The following is an 18,693-nucleotide window of genomic DNA, read 5'->3' as shown; positions in this document are numbered from 1 at the left end:
GTGAGAACCTACAACCGACCACCGACGAATTCCGGGATCCCGTTGCGTCCGAGGAACCTTGCGTTATAGGCCAAGGTTCTTCGGACGCAACGGGGTCAGAGGTCGGATTCGGCGGCTTCGGCGACGACGTCGGCGATCCTGCGGAGGAGATCCAGGCGGGCGCGGGCGTCGGCTGGGGATGGGGCGGCCGCGAGTCCGCAGGCGGGGGTGATGACGACCTTCTTGAGCAGTTCCGGATCGAGACCGAGTTCGCGCCAGCGGCGGATCAGCGGGGCGGCTGCGCGGTCGGGTTCGGGGATGGCGCCGGTCGTGGCCAGCACACCGGCGTACAGGGTCGTACCGGCTTCTGCAGCGATCGCGATCTGCTCCCAGGCCAGCTCGGTGAGTAGTGACAGGTCAACTGCCACTCCCCCGGCTCCTGCCTTGGTGAACACCTCGACAGGCGGTCGGGCCGCACAGCAGTGCACCAGGGTGGTCGCAGGTTCCGCTGCGTCGATCACCCGCGCCAGCAACTCCACAGCACCCGGCCCGTCGACAGACCGGTGCTTCCCCCACCCACTGGCCGTCGGCACAGCTCCAGCCAGTACTGCGGGCAGTCCGGGCTCGTCCAGTTGAACGACAAGGTCAACCCCCGGGACTCGTCGGCGTACCTCGCTCACGTGTTCGTTCAGTCCGTGCGCGAGCGCCTCGGCCAGGTCGCGGCGTGCACCGTAATCCGCAAGCACCTTGTCGCCGCGCGGGAGCTCCACGGTCGACGCCAACGTCCACGGACCGGTGAGCTGCAGCTTCAGCGGACCGGTGTACCCGTCGGCAAGCTCCTCCAGGACATCTAGGTCCTCCTGCAACACCGACCGGGTCCGCCGCTGATCCAGACTCGCCCGCGGATCCGAACCGCCCGTGAGCCGCCACCCGGCCGGCTGCAGGTCCGCGGCCAGCTCAGCCAGTACGGCGATCGTGCGGCTCACCATGTCGCCGTACGGGCGGCCCGGTAGCTCCGGGAGGAAGGGGATGTCGACGGCATCGAGCACCACCCTCGTCCACTCCCGGATGTCGTCACCCGGCAGCGAACCCAATCCCGTGGTCGTCACCTGCAGCCCTGTCCCAGGTCGCGAAGCACGACGCCCATCAGACCTTCACGCCGGAACGCTGGACCGAGTCGATCGTGGCCGAGCCGATCACGCGCGTCCCGTCGTACAGGACGACCGCCTGACCCGGCGCGACGGCGGACGTCAGTTCGTTGAAGTCCACCAGGACCTGGTCGTCCTCGACCCGGGCGGTGACGGCGACCTCTTCGCCGTGCGCGCGCAACTGGGCCTTGACGTGCAGCGTCTCGATCGGGACCGGACCGCACCAGCGCGGCTTCGACGCCGTCAGGCTCTCGACCGCGAGCTCCTCACGCGAGCCGACCGTGACCGTGCGATCCACCGGGCTGATGTCGAGCACGAACCGCGGCTTGCCGTCCGCCGCCGGCGTCCCGATCCGCAGCCCCTTGCGCTGGCCGACCGTGAAGCCGTGCGTGCCCTGGTGCTCACCGAGCTTGTTGCCCTGGCTGTCGACGATGTCGCCGGGCGCCTCGCCGAGGTGCTTGCTGAGGAAGCCCGGAGTGTTGCCGTCGGCAATGAAGCAGATGTCGTGGCTGTCCGGCTTGGCCGCGACGGACAGTCCACGCCGCTCGGCCTCGGCCCGGACCTCGGTCTTCGGGGTGTCGCCGAGCGGGAAGAACGCGTGCTTGAGCTGCTGCTGCGTGAGCACGCCGAGCACGTACGACTGGTCCTTGCCCGGGTCAACCGCCCGGTGCAACTCGCGGCCCTGCGGAGTCTCCACGATCTGCGCGTAGTGCCCGGTCGCGACGGCGTCGAAGTCCAGTGCGAGTGCACGCTCCAGGACCGCGCTGAACTTGACCTTCTCGTTGCACCGAAGGCACGGATTCGGCGTCCGGCCGGCGGCGTACTCGCTCACGAAGTCCTCGACCACGTCGGCGTGGAACCGCTCGGCCAGATCCCAGACATAGAACGGGATGCCGATCACGTCCGCGGCCCGGCGCGCGTCCCGGGAGTCCTCGATCGTGCAGCAACCGCGGGCGCCGCTGCGGTACGACTGCGGGTTGCGGCTCAGCGCCAGGTGCACGCCGACCACGTCGTGCCCGGCCTCGGCCATCCGCGCCGCCGCGACGGCGGAGTCGACCCCGCCGGACATGGCTGCGAGTACCCGCATCAGTTGTTCCTTCCCACGTTCTGCAGACCTGCGGACATCGCCCGCTCCACCACCGGCACGATGTTGTCCAGTACTACGTCCACGTCGTCCCGCGTACTCGTGTGCCCCAGGGTGAACCGGAGCGACCCGCGCGCCCGCTGGTCGTCGTACCCCATCGCCAGCAGCACGTGACTCGGCTCGGCGACGCCGGCGTTGCACGCGGAGCCGGTGGAGACCTCGATCCCGCGCGCGTCGAGCAGGAGCAGCAGCGAGTCACCCTCGCAATCCTTGAACGACAAGTGTGCGTTACCAGGCAAGCGGCGCACCGGATCCCCCGACAACTTGGCGCCGGGAACCCTGCCGATCACGCCGGCGATCAGCGCATCCCGCAACTCGGTCAGCCGCTGCGCCTCCGCCGCCTGATGCTTGACCGTGTGCTCGATGGCCACCGCGAACCCGGCCGTCGCCGGACTGTCGAGCGTCCCAGACCGTACGTCGCGCTCCTGGCCGCCACCATGCACGATCGGCACCAACTGGGTCTCCTTGTGGACCACCAGCGCACCGATCCCGAACGGCCCGCCGAGCTTGTGCGCGGAAACCGTCATCGCATCGACCCCGAGCTCGGCGAAGTCCACCGGCACCTGGCCGACCGCCTGCACCGCATCGGTGTGCACGGGGATGCCATGCTCCCGGGCGAGGGCGGCGACCTCGCGAACGGGCTGAAGCGTGCCGACCTCGTTGTTCGCCATCATCAACGTGACGAACGACACGGAGCCGGGATCCTTCTCGATCGCCTCCCGGACGTCATCCGGGCGGACGCGGCCCAGTTCGTCCACCGGCAGCCACTCGATCTCGGCGCCCTCGTGCTGCCCGAGCCAGATCGCCGGATCGAGGACGGCGTGATGCTCGACGCCGCTCAGCAGGATCCGCCGGCGGCGCGGGTCTTCCTTCAGCCGGGCCCACCACAGACCCTTGAGCGCGAGGTTGTCCGCCTCCGTGCCGCCGGAGGTGAACACCACCTCGCTCGGCTGCGCGTTGAGCGCCGCGGCGATCGTCTCCCGCGACTCCTCGACCGTACGCCGGGCCGCGCGACCGGATCCGTGCAGGGACGACGCGTTCCCGGTCCGGGCGAGGTGCTGGGTCATCACCTCGATCGCGACCGGCAGCATCGGAGTCGTCGCCGCGTGATCCAGGTACACCGTCCGGCGGGAGTTTGAAGTCATAACACCTTCAAGGGTAAGTCCCACCACGTTGTTCCCGCGCCTCGGTCGACCCCGCGCCCAATCCGCCGCCACCCGAACCCAGCTCCCCGGACCACCGCGCCGCAGCCCTTGGCCGGCCCTGCACGGACCGCCAGCCCATCACAATCCCCGGCCCCGGCCCACCTCCCCGCGTGCCGAGCCGACCGGACCGCGATTGTGATGGCCTGGCGGTCCGGCAAATTCCGTCGGAGAGTGGAGGCTGGACGGCTCGTGCGGTTGGCTACTTGGATCTAGGAGGCTTGATGGGTGACAAGGTGTTGGAAACGCGTGCGGCGGCGGTGATCGCGGCGAACAAGTACATGACGCTGGCGACCGTGGACGGTGATGGACTGGCCTGGGCGACGCCGGTCTACTTCACCCCGGACGGCCATACCGACTTCTACTGGGTCTCCTCACCGGCCACCAAGCACTCGGTGAACGTCGCCGAACACCCCGCGGTCAGCATCGTCATCTTCGACTCGAGTGTCGCGATCGGCCACGCGGAGGCCGTCTACCTGACCGCCGACGCCGGCCTGGTCCCCGACGACGAACTCGAGCGATCCGCGGCGTTCTACGCGTCCCGCTACCCCGAACTCAAGGCCTTCACCCCCGACGAACTCCGCGGCGACGGCATCTTCCGCCTCTACCGCGCCCGCGCCACCGCCCACTGGATCCTGATCCGAGGCCGCGACCCCGAATACGGCACCGGCACCGACTCCCGCCTCCCCATCTGGTCCTAGCCCCAACACCCCAGCCCCACCACCCATCCCGTCCCCACTAGCCCACCCCTCCCGGTCACCCACCCCGTCCCCACTAGCCCACACTCGGTTCAGGTTTCGCGGATGCGGCTGACCCAGGGGTGGTCGGGGTGGAGGTGGTGGATCAGGTCGGCCAGCCAGGTGCGGCGGGTGGGACTCAGCAGTGGAAGGGTTGCGGCGAGATCCTGTTCGTCCTTCGGGCGGCTGTGCCGGGCCTTGTAGGCGAGTGTCATCTCCGGGGTGATGTAGCGCAGGCCGTCGGGGGCGACCCAGGTGATCTCGTCGAGGGCGAAGTCCATCGACGGATCCCGCCGGAAGACCCAGCGGCCGTCGCGGTCGGGGTTGATCACGAGGTCGTACTCCCACGGTGCCAACGCATGCCGGCGCAACCAGATCTGCTCGGCGTCGTCCGGCAGATCCGGGCGCTCGGCCGTCAACGGGAGCAACCGCCCGCCGGCGTTGGACCACAGGTGATACCGGCCGTCGAGCGTGGACCGGAGCTTGCCGACATCCTTGCGCCACAGGGATACGTCGATGTCCTCGTGCGGCCGCTCGACCCCGGTGAACACCTCGATCGACCACCCGCCGGCGATCCACCACTCCCCCGGGAAGTCCGCGAACAACTCCCGCGCCTGGTCACGCGAAGCCGGCCGCCACGGCCCGTACAACCGCTGGAACGCCAGCTCCTCCGCGTCCAACCCATCGGCGTACCAAACCCGCTCGTCCGCACCCATCCCACATCTCCTGACCCGTGGTCACCGGACCGCCACCCCATCACAATCGCCGCCTCCCTGCCCCCACCACGCCGGGACGGGAACGCAAAGCCCGAAATGTGCTGGCCCAGCGGTCCGCCTGAGCGAGCAGACGCGGCGGGCGGATCGCTGGGGCCTGGACAGACAGCGGCCCGGCTCGTGAGGGGTTACGAGCCGGGCCGCGGGAGTGGCCGCGCCGCCGGGGGGATGGCGGGCAGCCGGCTGGCCCGCGGGGGGAAGCGGGCCAGGGTCTGTCAGGACTTGCGCTTGGTGACCTCTTCGGTGGCGGCCGGGAGGACCTTGTGGAGGTCGCCGACGACGCCGAAGTCGACGAGTTCGAAGATCGGGGCTTCCTCGTCCTTGTTGATGGCGACGATGGTCTTCGAGGTCTGCATGCCGGCCCGGTGCTGGATCGCGCCGGAGATGCCGGCCGCGACGTACAGCTGCGGGCTGACCGTCTTGCCGGTCTGGCCGACCTGGTAGGCGTGCGGGTACCAGCCCGAGTCGACGGCGGCACGGGATGCGCCGACCGCCGCGCCGAGGGAGTCGGCGAACGCCTCCACTGGGCCGAAGTCGCCGCCGGTGCCGCGACCGCCGGACACGATGATCGCCGCCTCGGTCAGCTCCGGACGACCGGTCGCCTCCCGCGGCTTCGACTCCACAATCTTCGCGGTCTTCGCGGTGTCGGAGATCGATACGTCGAACTCCTCCACCTCCGGCGAGGTCTGCGCCGCCTCGGGGGTGGCCGCGTTCGGCTTGACCGTGATGATCGGCGTGCCGTGTGTGACCTTGGCCTGGACCGAGTAGTTGCCGGCGAACACCGACTGCGTGGTGACCGGACCCGCCTGCACGTCCACAGCGTCCGTGATCAGCCCGGAGTCGAGCTTGACCGCCAGCCGGGCCGCGATCTCCTTGCCCTCAGCCGACGAGGAGATCAGGATCGTGGACGGCTCGACCTTGGCCGCGACCTGCTGCAGCGCCTCGGCCTTCGGAGCCACCAGGTACTGCGTCAGCTCGGGGCTGGTCAGCGCGATCACCTTGGTCGCGCCGTACTGCCCCAGGGCCGGCAGCGCGTCCTGCACACCGTCGCCGATGTAGACCGCGATCGGGTCGCCGAGGCGGCGGGCGATGGTGAGGAGCTCAGCGGTGGTCTTGCGGACCTTGCCGCCGGTGTGGTCAACGAGAACCAGAACGTTCGACATGAACTGATCGCCCCTCAGAGGAACTTGTTGGTGGACAGGAACTCGACGAGCCGGCCGGCACCGCTACCGTCCTCGTCGGTGACGATCGTGCCCGCGCTGCGCGGCGGCCGGGCGGTCACCTCGACCACCTCGGTCCACGCGGCGGCGCCACCGACCTGGTCCGGCGCGATCTCCAGGTCGGCCAGCGACCACGTCTGCACCGGCTTCTTCTTCGCGGCCATGATGCCCTTGAACGACGGGTACCGCGGCTCGTTCGCCTGGTCGGAGACGCTCAGCACCAGCGGCAGCGTGCCCTCGATCGTCTCGCTGGCGGTGTCGCCGTCGCGGCGGATCCGCACGGTCGAACCGTCGACGGTCACCTCCGAGCCCAGCGTCACGGCCGGCAGACCGAGCCGCTCCGACACCATCGCCGGGACGACACCCATCGAGCCGTCGGTCGACCCCATCCCGAACACGACCAGGTCGGCCTCGAGCTTGCCCAGCGCCTTGGCCAGGACCAGCGAGGTGGCGACCGCGTCCGATCCGTGGATCGCGTCGTCGAGCACGTGGACACCCGCGTCGGCGCCCATCTGCAGACCCTTCTTCACCGCGTCCGCGGCCTGCTCCGGCCCGACGGTCAAAATCGTGACCTCGGCATCGCCGGCCTCCTTCACGGTCAACGCGGTCTCGACGGCGTACTCGTCCAGCTCGGACAGCAGCCCGTCGACACCGGCGCGGTCCACCGTGTTGTCCTCGGGGCGGAAGCGGCGGTCCGCCGTGGCATCCGGCACGAACTTCGCGCAGACGACGATCTTCATGTCTTGTGGGACCCCTTCTGGTCAACGGTCACTCCCAGCCTGCCACGGATGTTACCCGCGAGAAACATATGTCGCGTGCGAGTCCCATCACAGTCACCAAGCACTACAGTCGCCGGGTGACCGAGACGTTACCGCTCACCGGTGAGAGAACAGCGCCCGGGATCTGGCACGAGAACTATTGGGTCTCGACCGCCAACCCTATGTGCTATCTCGCTTGTCACGCCTGACTCACGGAACCTACTCGCCTCAGGTTATCGGACGAAATCAGCGGTCCCGGCTCGACGACTCCACCGCCGGCCGGGACCTCGACCGGAAACAGAGGTTCCGACCGTGAACGAAGTATCCCCCGAGCCCGTCGCTACCGGCACCGCCGAGGATCTCATTCGCCTGATACTCGGCGATGTCGTCGAGTTGGACGACCTGACCGCCGAACCGCATCGGCTCTCGGAGGAGGCCGTCGTGTTCCGCGCCCGCTCCCTCCAGCGGCGCCGCTCACCCGAGCGGATCCGCGAGGGCGTACGCGAGATCCTGACCGAGCTCGAGCTGTACCGGACCGGCTACGACAGCGGCTATGACGCCGGGTACGAGCAGGCGATCGCCGACGTGCTCGCCTGCGTCCACTCCCGCGACCACGAGGAAGCGGGGGCCGAGCAGTGAGCACCCCCGACCCCATGACATTCATCACCGAAGCTGTCGCCGATATCGGCGTGTACGCAGCGATGTGGGCGAACCGTGGCGAGCAGCCGACAGCAGCCGAGCGGGCAGCGGCGAGTCAGGCGGTCGAGCGCATCGACGCGACCCTGCGGCGGCTGCACAGGCTGCGGGGCGACCTCGTGACCGAGATGCGGCAGGCCGACGACGAGACGGCGCGCAGGGTGGACAAGTTGCTCCGGGAGCGTGGCAACGGAGTCGTCGAGCTGCCCGACGAGCCGCAGGACTAGCCTCCTCGAAAGCGAGTTCCCCCAACCGTTAGCAGCCGGTGGGGGCACTCGCGTTCAGGGTGCGTGCAGCTGCAGGAGCATGCCGTCCGGCGTCTCCCGACCGCCCCACTCGTCAGGGTCCGGGCCGTGTACGGCCAGTCGCTTGAGTCGTTCCAGTGCCCAGTCCAGGAGTTGCTCCCGCTGGTCATCATCGGCCGAGGGGTCGATGGTGAGGCTCGCCGAGCCCAACCCCATCTCCACGAACACATAGACGCTCAGCTGTGCGGCGTGCGGATCGGGGACCTCCTGCGTGATGACCTGGAGGTCGGTGATGTGGACGTCAGGAATGTGCATCAGGTCAAGCCTAGTTCAAGCCCGCCGTTGAGTTTCTTCAACCTGATCAGCATCGTCTGGACCTGCTTCGCCACGGCGGTCGGGTCGAGCGCTCCGTTGACGGTGAGGTTGATGATCACGTCACCGCCACCGGTGATCCGGCGCCGGTTCACCTCAGCCGGCAGCACAGCCTCACCCTTGTGCAGGAACGCCAGTTGGTCGTTCGGAACCCAGGGCGTGCCCTGCTTGTAGCCCGCTAGCCCGTCACCGCCGCGCAGATAGTCCTGTGCCTGCCGCTGCGCGCTCGGGTGCGCGCGCTGGTTGCCGATCTCAACCGCGTGGATGTGACGCGGCCAGGGGCCCTGCCAAGGCTCGCGGACCCACGAGGCGAACCCGAGAGAGCGCAGCGTCGAGTTGATGCGCTCGAGGTTGCCGCCGACGACGTCGAACACGCCGCCGCCGGTGTGGGTGCTGCCCGAATACGAGCTGGCACCTTCGTACGAGCCTTGTGTGACGCGGAGCATCGAGCCGATCTGGTTCTCGGCCTGCCGGATCTTCTGGAAGGTCGACAGGTCAAGCTGCTGGCCCTGGTAGCGGATGCGCCGGCCGCCGAGCTGCTGGCCTCCGCTGCCGAACACCGAGCTCAGCATGTCGACGCTCTTGCCGCCGACGGACTTGACGAAGTTCCAGGCCGGGCCGGCACCGGACTTCAGGCCCTTCAGGAAGCCGGCCATGATCGCCTTGCCGGCCGGCGTCAACAGCCTCGCGTCGAGGGAGATCGGACCCTTGTGGTCCTTGATCCACGTGGCGATGCCGCCGATCCACTTGGTGACCTCGGTCCACACACCCTTGAGTCCGTCCAGGAAGCCCCAGAGCACGTTTCTGCCCTTTTGCACAAGGAACTTGCTGGTGTCACCGAGCCACGCCGACACGCTGGCCTTCAACCCGCCGATCCACTTGGTGACCTCGCGCCACTTGCTCATCAGCCCGGACCACAGGCCGGTGAGGAACCCCGAGCCCTTCGACACCAACGTCCGGGTCGTATCGCCCATCGCCCGGGCGATGTTGCCGGGGAGGTTCCGGAAGTAGGTGAGCAGCGAGCCCGCACCATTCTTGATCTCGGTCCACTTCTTGCCGATCCAGCCCGCGGCGTCGCCGACCACCCTGGCGATCCACTGGACCGCGGACACCATTTTGCTGATGGCGGTGATCACGAGGCTGATCTGCTTCCCGACATTCTTCATCTGCGTGCCGGCCAGCCAGCCGAGGACCGGGCCGAGCTTCTCCGCGATCCACTTCACCGCGGACCCGATCGCGGAGACCAGCTTCCGTAATTGCGGCTCGTTGTCCTGGACGGATTTCCGCACGGAGTCGAACGCCGACCGAGCGCCGGCCAGCCACTTCGCAGCCAGGTTCTGCAGCATCGGGGCCACGGTCTTGGCGAGGTAGTCGCCGAACCGCTGGAGCGGCGGCATCAGGTTCTGCTTCAGCCAGGCGCCGAGCTTTCCGATCGCGGGAACGCCGACATTCAGGAGCCAGTCCCCGAGCCGGGTCGCGATCGGCAGCAGTTTCGCGCCGATGGTCTCCTGCGTCTCCCCGAAGATCAGCTTGAGCCGGGACATCTTGCCCTCGAAGGTGTTCGCGGCCGTGGCCGCCTGACCCTTGAAGGTGCCGGCGAGGTTCTTCTGGATCTGGTCGAACGACAGGGCCTTGCCAGACGCGTCCTTGGTGGCGATGCCCAGCTTGCCCAGAGCACCCGTCGACCCGTTCTGCGCCTTCGCCAGCGCCATCGTCACGGACTCCAGGCTCTTTCCAGTGCCCGCCGACACGTCCATCGCCAGGTTCATCAGGCCCTGCGCCTTGCCTGTGTCCTTCGTCGCGCGAACGAGGTTCTCGAACGCCGGCCGCATCTGGTCGTCGGTGATGCCGGTCGCGACGCCGGTCTTCGAGATGTAATCCTCGATCGACGCGACCTGCGCCGCATTCGCGCCGGTAGTGTTCCGCAGGGTCTTCGCCAGCCGGTCCTGCGCCGCCTGGTCCTCCGCCGCGCCCTTCGTCATCTTCGCCAGGGCGACGGTGCCGATAACAATCCCGCCGGCCAAACCGACTGCCGCCGTCTTGCCCACTCCGGCGAGAGTGGAGCCGAGCTTCGATGTCTTCTTCTCAACGTCATCGGCGGTCTTCGAGGCGGACTTGTCCTGGCCGAGGAACTCGATGACGACGCGGCGAGAGCCCATCAGTCGCGCCCACGCTTCTTCGCAGTATCGACGGGTTCGGCGCGGCCCTGCTCGAGCAGCTTCCGCGCCTCACCATCCGGCAGGTCGACCACGCCACCCGGAGCAGGCCACGCGACACCGTTGCGGGTGCCCGTGACCTGCTCCAGCATCCGGACCTTCATCACGACGCCGAGTGGGTGAAGGTCTTCAGCGCGTTCGCGTCGACCAGCGCACCGTCAAGCCGGATGATCGCGCGAAACGACACCAGATCGTTCTGGAAGGCGAAGTCGTCCGACCGCTCGAACCGCAGACCGCCAGCGATCCGGACGACATACCGAGACCAGTCGCCGAAGACGACGGACTCGGCGCTCGCACCCATCGCGGCGACGTTCGGATCCACCAGGAACGGCGCCGGAGACTGCGCCAGGTACTGAGTGCCGACGATCTCGCCCGCGCTCGTCTTCAGGTTCGCGATCGCGGTCTTGGTCGCGTTGCGGAGCAGGAACGCCGTTGCCGGAGACAACGTGTACGGCTCGGCCACCGACCCGTACAGCGAGTTCAGCAGGTCGGTGCCCTGCCCCGCGGTGGCCTGGGTGCCGAAGCTCGACGCAGTGCCGGTCGGACCGGTGATACCAGCCGTCGCGGTGGTCACCGCGCCGGTCGGCTGACCCGAGCCGGTGCCGGTCATCAAGTGCGCGCCGTACGCCAAGGCCAACGCCTCGCCCGCCTGCCGGGACAGGAACCCGAGCAGGTCGGCGTGCCCGTCCGTCGCGAGCTCCGAGGAGACCTGGAAGAACGCCGCGTACTTGTACGCACCCAGGTTCACCACAGCAAGCGTCGGGTCCGACTCGGTGATCGAACCGGCCTCGGCAGTGAGTGCGGCGGTGCTGAACGCGGTGGACTTCGGCACGGCAAGCGTCTCGCCGGTGTCGGTGTTCACCACGGTGGCGCCGGCACGCAGGACCGCGGAGTGCTCGACCATGTGCGTGAAGATCCGGTCGTAGACGCTCGTCGGGAGCGCCTGCGTCGCGGTCGTCTTGAGCAGATCACGACGCTCGATGCCGGGCCACGAGTAGCCGCGACGAGTCGGGGCGATGTCGATCGGCGCCGGGTTCTTCGCCAGGAGCGCCGACCGGAACGCCTTGTCCAGCTCGGCATCCTGCGGGCCCGGCGCGCCACGCTCGGCCGGCCTACCGGCGATGCCAGCGAACGAGCTCTCGATGTCCTTGACGCGCTGCTCGCCCTCAGCCAGAGAGGTCATCCGCTGGTCGATCTGGTCGATCTCACCCATCGCCTCGTCGAAAACACGCTGCTCACCGCTCGACAGGTTGCGGTTGTACGCGTCCGCGGTCGCACTGACCGTCTCGGCGTTCTTGATGAGCTCAGCGCGGCGCTCGCGCAACTTCGTGATGATCATGGATTCGCCCATGGGAGGGTCATTCCTTTGGTGGACGCGGACGCACACAGGGGCGTCGCAGAACGGATGGGAGGCGCGGCGGGCTACCGCAAAGCGGCCGGCGAATCCACGCCGCAACCGCACGCCCTCGGCGAATCCACGCCGAACGGGCGACCCATCAGCTCGGGGCGTCCACCCTGACCGGGGGCGAATCCACGCGCCCGGTCAACTTCCCGCTGACACTCATCACGATATCTCATCCTTACTTGAACTTGGGGTATCGCCGTCAGCCAGTTCGGCATCGGTCAGCGGCCGGACCGTGACCGGACAGGTGGCATCGTCGACCGCGCGGGACAACTGGCGGCGCTCGTCGCGGACCCGCACAGCCAGCAACAGGACTGACTGCCACTGCTCCGCCATCCAGCCGGACGCGTGGTTTCGGAGGTCCAGCAAGGTCACGATGTGGCTCTGCAGCTTGGTGTCCGGCGTCAACCGGAGCGCTGTCAGGATCGACTCGTCATCGTCGTAGTCGAGCAGGTTCTTCACGACAGCTCCGTTCTGCGCACCTCGCGCAGGTACTCCAGCGCCTCCGGTAGCGCACGACTCAACCCGACCAGGGCGCCTGGCGGTGTGTTCGGATCATCCAGCGCCGCCGCGCACCTCAGTGCAGCGCGGCCGACGTGGTCGCGGTCGAGATCGACGTCGAGCCGGCCGAGAATCACCCGCGTCTCGCGAGCGACCGGACCAGGAAGCTCTGCGGGCTGCTCGATCGCGGGCGCACCACGCCACGCGGACTTACGGCAGGCCGCCGAGCAGTAGCGCCTATCGGAACGCGCGGCCTCGAACGGATCACCACAGATCGCGCAGTTCTTACTCACCTTCACGAGAACCGTTCCGCCTTTCCTTGATAGATAGAGCGAGGAAGGATCGGGAGGCTTCGCCGCTGTCCGCCCCACAAAGAACCGGGGTCATGATGCCGCCCCGGCGTGCTCGTAGCAGGCGATACCCCAGCGCGCGCAGGCTGGGCAGTCGATGGCGGGTTCTACTTGCTCGTCCGTCACGTCCGTCACAGCGTCACGATCGGGGTGTTTGCGCAGGTCAGGGCTTGTGACGCTTGCGGATTCGTCATCCGTCACACGTCCGTCACAGGGCTGACCTGCGGATTCGTCGGTCTGTGACGCTGTGACGCTTGTGACGTACCGCCCCCACGGATCGGTCAGGTCGGCGCGCGCGTACCCCTTGGCCGTCGATACCGCGGCCGGCTCTCGCACCGTTCGGGAGCGGATGCCGTACGGCTTCAGCAGATGAGCAAGCCCCCGGTTGGTCAACGGCTTGCCGTACCAGTCGGCCCAGGGCGCTTCGTCGATGTTCTGTAGCCGGTCGAGAACCGTGGTGGTGAACAGGTATTCCTCGTCACCCCATACGTCGTACAGGTCGGCGAGCAGTCGTTCTCCGGCGGTGTCATCCTCCGCGTTCCGTTCGCCGGTCATGGTCAGGCAGGCTCGGCGCGCGCGGTCCGGCCAGTCTCCGCGGGCGTGCTCGGCGACGATGACCAGTGGTTCCCACGTGTCGGCTGCGCGGTCCTGTACCGGCATGGTCGGTTCGGTGGCGGCCAACTTCTCTACGCATGGACGGATCCACTCGTGCAGCCGCTTCTGCAGGTCATGCAACGCCGGTACGTTGCGGCGCCGGAACTGCGCCACCGTCTCGGTGGGTCCACGCCGCCGCATGGACACGATGACTGCGCGGTCCTCGATCGTGTCCGGCATGTCGCCGATGCCGCCGAGCACGGCCATGCCGAAGGTCGGGCACTCCTCGAGTTGGCGTGCGGTCATGTCCCAGCGCAGGTACGGGACACCGCGGGAGTGGCCAGCGTTGATGAACCCGCGCAGATCCTCGGCGACGCCGTCCTTGCTGGACTTCTTCCCGCCGAAGATGGTGTCCGCCTCGTCGAGCAGGATCGTTGGCGGGTCGTCACCACCGATCGACCGGACCAGAGCAGCGGTGGAGCAGTTCGCGGTTCTCAGTGGCCGGTGGCAGGTCTCGGCGATGATCTCTTGGAGACGGCTCTTGCCACACCGCTTGATCGGCGACTTGATCACGAGCCGGGTCGCGTGCTCCCACGCGGGCTGTGCGTGGGTGGCGGCCACGTACAGGGTCACCGCGTCGGCCGCCTCGGCTGATGGGAAGACGACGTACCGCGTGAGCGTCGCGTGCAGCTCGTCGAGCAGCTGTGCACCGGTCGCTTCGGTTGCCAGCAGTTCGGCAACGTACGCGTCGAACTCTTCCTGGTTCTGGGGATCCATCACGCCACCCCCGATCGGCCGATGTAGTCACCGGGTCGAGGCTTCGCCCACTCGGCGAGATCCCGCAGGTGCTGCTGATACTCAGGCGACGCCTCGAGCTTTTCTTGCTGCAGGCATCGACTGGCGAAGTGGTCGGGGTCACCGAGCGCGTCCCATGGCGACGGCTTCCGCCGGGGTCGAGATTGTCCACGGCGGTGGACAGTTCGCGAACTGTCGTACAGATCGCGCAAGCCCAACCCGAGCTCGGCCAGGACAGCCTCGGTCTCGCAGCCGGCGAAGCACGTCACGTGCAGCGGTCCGTCTGGGTTCCGCGGGTTCTCACGTACAGCAAGGCTCAGGCCGCGGGAACCGTGCGACGGGCACTGGGACCGCGCACCGTTCGATGACTCGGTAACCTTCATTCCCGCGGTACGGAGCGCGTCAGTGATGTTGTCGTATGCGCTCACCCGACACCGCCGCGGAGCTTCCACAGGGGCTTCAGCTCGGCGAGGTACACCGTTGCGTTCTCGCCACGCTCAGTGGCTCTACCGGCCGCGCGTTCGGCGGATGCCGCGGTCAGGAAGCAGCGGCGCCGGTACTTGCCTCCGGTCGTCTCGACCACGACGACGAACGCGCCATCAACGGCGGCTGCTACGGCATCTAGTCCACCGAGTGGGGTTAGAGTGGACTTGAGCTTCTCGCCGTCGCTCCTGGAAGCCGCCTGGTCCCCGTCCGGGCGGCTTTCTCGTGTGTCAGGCAGCATCGGGTCCACCCGCCGCCTCGAGCTCGGTCTCTGCGGCTTCAGCCTGGGCGGTGAGCTCGCGGGCCTGCCGGCGAGCAGCCTTCGCCTTCAAGGTCATGCGCAGCATGTGCGCGCGGTGCAGTTGATCGACGCGGCGATCCACCTCGGCGGGGTCGAGGGTGCCGTCAGGGTCGACCTCGCGGGCGAATTTGGCCCGGAGACCGGCGCGGGCGGGTGCGGTGGCTGCAGTCCGGTCGGGCGTCCTGCCCCAGCGTTCGGCGGACGCGATGCGCGCGACTAGCGAGCGTTCCTCGGGTGTTCTTGCTGGCATGGCGACGTACCCCTGTTCGGGTCGTCGCTCTTTGCCCAGGTGAGCGGACTTCCGCCATTGCCGGCGAGGCCGTTCCTTTATGCTACAAGGCTTTACGACGGCGGTCGTGTGACACGCCGTGCGACCCCCGTCTGAGCGGCCGCCGGCGCTGTACTGGCTCACCGCGCCGGAACGCCACGAGATCGACGGACTCCGGCTGTCCGCACGGGCAGCTGACCACCGTGGTCAGCCCCGAGTAGTCATCGAGGTCGGCGGCCGTGAACGTGGTGGTGTTGATGACGATCCCGGCTGGGGTCAGCGCCACGGTCCGCGCTTCAACAGCGGGCTCGCCGTCCACCGCGACCATCTGAACGAGCAGGTGCTTGTTCCGCGCGCAGTAGTACGGCTTCACAGCCTGTCCCCCAACCGCATCCGCTTGAATGCCTCACGGGCTCGCTCGTCGGCCGCGGAGTTGCCGTAGCGCTCGAGCATCGCGTCGGAGCGCCACCCCGCAAGCCTCTTCAGGTCGCGTTCCTGCCCACCGGCCAGCAGCCATCTGTGGGCGAAGCCGTGCCGGAATTGGTGTGCGTGGATGTGCTCAAGTCCAGCTTCGCGGGCTCGCTTCTTCAGGGCGTACTCGACACCGTCGTCGGTGAGGCCGCCGCGGATACCCAGCCACAGAGCGTCCGTGGTGTTGGCGAGCCGGTGGTCCCGGCGCGCCCTCAGGTAGCGGTCCAGCGCGCGGCCGGTCTTGGCGCCGAACGGCACCGCGCGGTCGATGTCGCCTTTCCCGTGGACGTGCACGACGTCGTGGTGCTTCAGGTCCACGTCTCCGATCTCGAGGCCGGCGCACTCGCTGATCCGGATCCCGCAGTCGAACAGCACCCGCAGGATCGCCTGGTCGCGCCGTTCGGTGAACTCCTTGCCCTCGCAGGTGCGGAACAGCTTCGCCACGTCGGCGTCGTCGATGATCGGCACCGGCTTGGGCTTCACCGTGGCGGGCTGCAGGCCTGCCATCGGGTCGCGGCCGAGCTCCTCCTCGGCGACGAGCCAGAGGATGAACCGGTGCAGCCCCTTGAAGCGGATCTGCAGGGTCGCAGGCTCACGGCCGAGGTCGGCCAGGTCGCCGAGCCAGGTCGCGATGGCGTACTTCGTCATCGACTCGGCGGTCGCCGGGCGGTCGTGCGCGACGAGCCAGTCCCGGAACTGGTTCACGGCCAGCATGTACTGCTTGATCGTCTTCGGCGACCTGTCGGCGGCCTTCAGGTCTCGCACCCAGGAGGCGGCGAGGTCGTCCAGATGTTCTGCCACGAGGCCTAGGTTATCCCGCGAGCATCCTTTATGCTATCCGTGATGGAGAGCCACGAGGCCGCGTTTCCGCAGGTCATGGAGCTAACAGGCGAGAGAACAGCGCCCGGGATCTGGCACGAGAACTATTGGTTCGCCCGCCACGAGGCTGCCTATCACTGGATCACGGCCACCCGGAAGCCGACCGGCCGGGTCCTCGACGCCGGCTGCGGCGAGGGCTACGGCGCGGAACTGCTCCGCCTGGCCGGGGCGGACTCCGTGGTCGGTCTCGACTATGAAGGTACGACGATTCGGCGGCTCGCCAAGGTTTATCCACAGGTCAATGTGGTGCAGGGCAATCTCGTCCAGACCGGATTCGCCGACGACACCTTCGAGCTGGTCACGTCGTTGCAGACGATCGAGCACCTCTGGGAGCAACCGCGGTTCGTCGCCGAGTGCCGCCGGATCCTCAAACCGGACGGCGTGCTGATCCTGACCACCCCGAACCGGCTGACCTTTCCGCCCGGCAACTGGTACCACACCCGCGAGCTGACCGGCCCCGAACTGGCCGACCTGGTCGGCGCCGAACTGACGATCGTCCGTACTGCGGGCCTTCGGCACGGTCCGCGCCTGACCGCCTGGGAGCAGGAGTACGGCGACTGCGTCGACGCCCAGCTCGCGACCGACCACGAGCACTGGGATCCGGCGCTGGCCGACCTGGTCCGCTCGGTGACCGCCGCCGACTTCACCATCGAGGACTCGGACCCGGCCGGGACCGCCGACTCGCTGGACCTGCTCCTCGTCGGACGGAAGGCTCCTTATCACGGAACGTGACCGGATGTGCGCGCAGGGGAGATAACCTTCCAGAAAAACCTGCGGAATTCCACGCTCTGTGTCTTCTCCTCCCCACGAAATTGTGCCAGAGTCCTCGCCACATCTGGCGGCCGCTCGGCCGCCACGTCACAGCCGGGAATGACCGTGCTGGGGGGACGTTCATCATGAAAAAGCTTGTCGTGGCACTGGCAGCCGTCGTCACCACCGCCGGGGTGGGAGTGGCCGGATTCCTCACCCGCCCGGCAGCGGGCTCGCCGATCTCGCACAACGTCGTCGTCTCGCCGAACCCGTCGGACCTGACGCCGCGGGTCCAGGACGGCGCGGTCTACAAGATGCTGCAGTTGGGCGGCATCATGTTCGCCGGCGGCCAGTTCAGCTCGGTGAAGCCGTACAACAACTCCGGCACCATCGCCCGCAACCGGTTGTTCGGCTTCAACCCGCTGACCGGTGGCCTGACCGGGTTCAAGGCCACCTTCAACTCCGAAGTCTGGGCGCTGGCCACGGACGGCAGGTCGCTGTGGGTCGGTGGCAAATTCAACTCCGTCAACGGCTTCGCCCGGACCGGCGTGGTCAAGCTGAACCCGTACACCGGCGCCGTCGACCCGGCCTTCAACGCCCGGCTGACCGGCTCGGTCACGGACATGGCGCTGGTGAAGGGCCGGCTCATCCTCGGCGGCACGTTCAGCAAGAAGCTGATCGCCGTGAACCCGGCGACCGGTGGCGACACCGGCTACCTCAAACTTGCGATCACCGGGGCGCCCGGCGGCTCGACCGCCGGCCAGACCAAGGTGTTCCGGTTCGCGGTGAACCCGGCCGGCACCCGGCTAGCGATCGTCGGCACCTTCACCTCGGTCGGCGGCCAGCCCCGGCGGCAGGCGGCGATGATCCACCTCGGCACGAGTGGGACATGGACGAGCGGCTGGTACTCGACGCTGTTCGACAACGCCTGCTGGAGCGCGACGCCGACGTACACCCGCGACATCGACTTCTCCCACGACGGCACGTACTTCGTCATCGTCACCACCGGCGGCACCTCCCCGAACAACAGGAACCTGCTCTGCGACTCCGCGAGCCGCTGGAACACCAACGACTCGCGCACGACGTACCCGGTCTGGGCGAACTACACCGGCGGCGACACCTTGCTGTCGGTGCAGGTCACCCGCGCGGCCGTCTACGTGCAGGGGCATCAGCGCTGGATGAACAACCCGGGCGGTAACAACTCCCCCGGGCCCGGCGCGGTCAGCCGGCCAGGGATCGCCGCCCTCAACCCGCACAGCGGCCTCGCCTACTCGTGGAACCCGACCAAGGACCGCGGCATCGGTGGGTACGACCTGCTGCTCACCTCAACCGGTCTCTGGGTCGGCTCCGACACCACCCACATCGGTGGTGAGGTACACGAGCGGCTTGCCTTCCTGCCGTTGCCGTAG

22 protein-coding genes are annotated in these 18,693 nt (G+C 68.1%); 5 read left to right on the top strand and 17 right to left on the bottom strand.

The genetic code is table 11. The features are described 5' to 3' along the window. Positions 1-95 precede the first annotated feature (95 nt). Genes EV643_RS06475 through EV643_RS06465 form a run of 3 tightly spaced genes read right to left on the bottom strand, consistent with a single transcriptional unit; the run spans position 96 to position 3,416 of the window. Positions 96-1,088: a uroporphyrinogen decarboxylase/cobalamine-independent methonine synthase family protein gene (locus EV643_RS06475; RefSeq protein ID WP_133799036.1), complete on the bottom strand. Its 993-nt coding sequence runs from the start codon at positions 1,086-1,088 to the stop codon at positions 96-98. Positions 1,089-1,125: 37 nt separating this feature from the next. Continuing rightward, positions 1,126-2,214, bottom strand: coding sequence for a tRNA 2-thiouridine(34) synthase MnmA (gene mnmA / locus EV643_RS06470; RefSeq protein ID WP_133799035.1), 1,089 nt, complete (start codon positions 2,212-2,214; stop codon positions 1,126-1,128). Continuing rightward, positions 2,214-3,416: a cysteine desulfurase family protein gene (locus EV643_RS06465; protein ID WP_133799034.1), complete on the bottom strand. Its 1,203-nt coding sequence runs from the start codon at positions 3,414-3,416 to the stop codon at positions 2,214-2,216. The genes mnmA and EV643_RS06465 overlap by 1 nt, the downstream gene beginning before the upstream one ends. Positions 3,417-3,697: 281 nt before the next feature. Between EV643_RS06465 and EV643_RS06460 the strand changes: the two genes are divergently transcribed. Further along, positions 3,698-4,174, top strand: coding sequence for a pyridoxamine 5'-phosphate oxidase family protein (locus EV643_RS06460; RefSeq protein WP_133799033.1), 477 nt, complete (start codon positions 3,698-3,700; stop codon positions 4,172-4,174). 89 nt (positions 4,175-4,263) lie between these two features. Here the strand turns inward: EV643_RS06460 and EV643_RS06455 are convergent, their stop codons facing one another. The 3 genes from EV643_RS06455 to EV643_RS06445 form a co-directional block, all read right to left on the bottom strand. Beyond that, positions 4,264-4,926 (bottom strand): nucleotidyltransferase domain-containing protein, encoded by a 663-nt coding sequence (locus tag EV643_RS06455; protein ID WP_133799032.1) that lies wholly within the window; start codon positions 4,924-4,926, stop codon positions 4,264-4,266. Between the two features lie 272 nt (positions 4,927-5,198). Next, a complete protein-coding gene (locus EV643_RS06450; protein WP_133799031.1) occupies positions 5,199-6,146 on the bottom strand; it encodes an electron transfer flavoprotein subunit alpha/FixB family protein in 948 nt (315 codons plus the stop codon). A 14-nt stretch (positions 6,147-6,160) separates the two neighbouring features. Next, the gene (locus EV643_RS06445) at positions 6,161-6,943 is read right to left on the bottom strand and encodes an electron transfer flavoprotein subunit beta/FixA family protein (protein ID WP_133799030.1); all 783 of its coding nucleotides are present in this window, start codon (positions 6,941-6,943) and stop codon (positions 6,161-6,163) included. A 330-nt stretch (positions 6,944-7,273) separates the two neighbouring features. Here EV643_RS06445 and EV643_RS06440 point away from each other — a divergent pair, with 330 nt between their 5' ends. Both EV643_RS06440 and EV643_RS06435 read left to right on the top strand, forming a co-directional pair. After that, positions 7,274-7,600 carry a hypothetical protein gene (locus EV643_RS06440; RefSeq protein ID WP_133799029.1) on the top strand — a complete coding sequence of 109 codons (327 nt, stop codon included), beginning with the start codon at positions 7,274-7,276 and terminating at the stop codon, positions 7,598-7,600. A 14-nt stretch (positions 7,601-7,614) separates the two neighbouring features. Beyond that, positions 7,615-7,884: a hypothetical protein gene (locus EV643_RS06435; protein ID WP_133799028.1), complete on the top strand. Its 270-nt coding sequence runs from the start codon at positions 7,615-7,617 to the stop codon at positions 7,882-7,884. 54 nt (positions 7,885-7,938) lie between these two features. Here EV643_RS06435 and EV643_RS06430 read toward each other — a convergent pair whose 3' ends face one another. From EV643_RS06430 to EV643_RS06385, 11 genes are all read right to left on the bottom strand, one after another. After that, on the bottom strand, positions 7,939-8,217 hold the full coding sequence (locus EV643_RS06430) for a hypothetical protein (RefSeq protein WP_133799027.1): 279 nt from the start codon (positions 8,215-8,217) through the stop codon (positions 7,939-7,941). Continuing rightward, a complete protein-coding gene (locus EV643_RS06425) occupies positions 8,217-10,433 on the bottom strand; it encodes a phage tail protein (protein ID WP_133799026.1) in 2,217 nt (738 codons plus the stop codon). The genes EV643_RS06430 and EV643_RS06425 overlap by 1 nt, the downstream gene beginning before the upstream one ends. Continuing rightward, the gene (locus EV643_RS44030; protein WP_166665332.1) at positions 10,433-10,597 is read right to left on the bottom strand and encodes a hypothetical protein; all 165 of its coding nucleotides are present in this window, start codon (positions 10,595-10,597) and stop codon (positions 10,433-10,435) included. Before EV643_RS44030 ends, EV643_RS06425 begins: the two co-directional genes overlap by 1 nt. After that, complete coding sequence (locus EV643_RS06420; protein ID WP_133799025.1) at positions 10,594-11,841, bottom strand: phage major capsid protein; 1,248 nt, start codon at positions 11,839-11,841, stop codon at positions 10,594-10,596. The genes EV643_RS44030 and EV643_RS06420 overlap by 4 nt, the downstream gene beginning before the upstream one ends. 213 nt (positions 11,842-12,054) lie before the next feature. Continuing rightward, positions 12,055-12,354 (bottom strand): hypothetical protein, encoded by a 300-nt coding sequence (locus EV643_RS06415; RefSeq protein WP_133799024.1) that lies wholly within the window; start codon positions 12,352-12,354, stop codon positions 12,055-12,057. After that, positions 12,351-12,686, bottom strand: a complete 336-nt coding sequence (locus tag EV643_RS06410; RefSeq protein WP_238165393.1) for a hypothetical protein — start codon at positions 12,684-12,686, stop codon at positions 12,351-12,353. Before EV643_RS06410 ends, EV643_RS06415 begins: the two co-directional genes overlap by 4 nt. A 90-nt stretch (positions 12,687-12,776) precedes the next feature. After that, positions 12,777-14,114, bottom strand: coding sequence for a DUF3631 domain-containing protein (locus EV643_RS06405; protein WP_133799022.1), 1,338 nt, complete (start codon positions 14,112-14,114; stop codon positions 12,777-12,779). 442 nt (positions 14,115-14,556) lie between these two features. After that, positions 14,557-14,856, bottom strand: a complete 300-nt coding sequence (locus tag EV643_RS06400; protein WP_133799021.1) for a hypothetical protein — start codon at positions 14,854-14,856, stop codon at positions 14,557-14,559. Beyond that, positions 14,846-15,166 (bottom strand): hypothetical protein, encoded by a 321-nt coding sequence (locus EV643_RS06395; protein ID WP_202869411.1) that lies wholly within the window; start codon positions 15,164-15,166, stop codon positions 14,846-14,848. Before EV643_RS06395 ends, EV643_RS06400 begins: the two co-directional genes overlap by 11 nt. Before the next feature lie 82 nt (positions 15,167-15,248). Further along, entirely contained in the window at positions 15,249-15,557 is a 309-nt protein-coding gene (locus EV643_RS06390; RefSeq protein ID WP_133799020.1) for a hypothetical protein, read from the bottom strand. After that, positions 15,554-16,456, bottom strand: coding sequence for a tyrosine-type recombinase/integrase (locus tag EV643_RS06385; protein WP_133799019.1), 903 nt, complete (start codon positions 16,454-16,456; stop codon positions 15,554-15,556). Before EV643_RS06385 ends, EV643_RS06390 begins: the two co-directional genes overlap by 4 nt. 42 nt (positions 16,457-16,498) lie before the next feature. Here EV643_RS06385 and EV643_RS06380 point away from each other — a divergent pair, with 42 nt between their 5' ends. Beyond that, complete coding sequence (locus tag EV643_RS06380; protein WP_133799018.1) at positions 16,499-17,266, top strand: class I SAM-dependent methyltransferase; 768 nt, start codon at positions 16,499-16,501, stop codon at positions 17,264-17,266. Positions 17,267-17,430: 164 nt separating this feature from the next. After that, a complete protein-coding gene (locus tag EV643_RS06375; protein WP_133799017.1) occupies positions 17,431-18,693 on the top strand; it encodes a hypothetical protein in 1,263 nt (420 codons plus the stop codon).

The organism is Kribbella caucasensis (assembly GCF_004361855.1).
Classification (GTDB): Bacteria; Actinomycetota; Actinomycetes; order Propionibacteriales; family Kribbellaceae; genus Kribbella; species Kribbella caucasensis.
The sequence above is the reverse complement of the archived record's forward strand: the minus strand, read 5'-3'. Positions and strand labels throughout refer to the sequence as shown.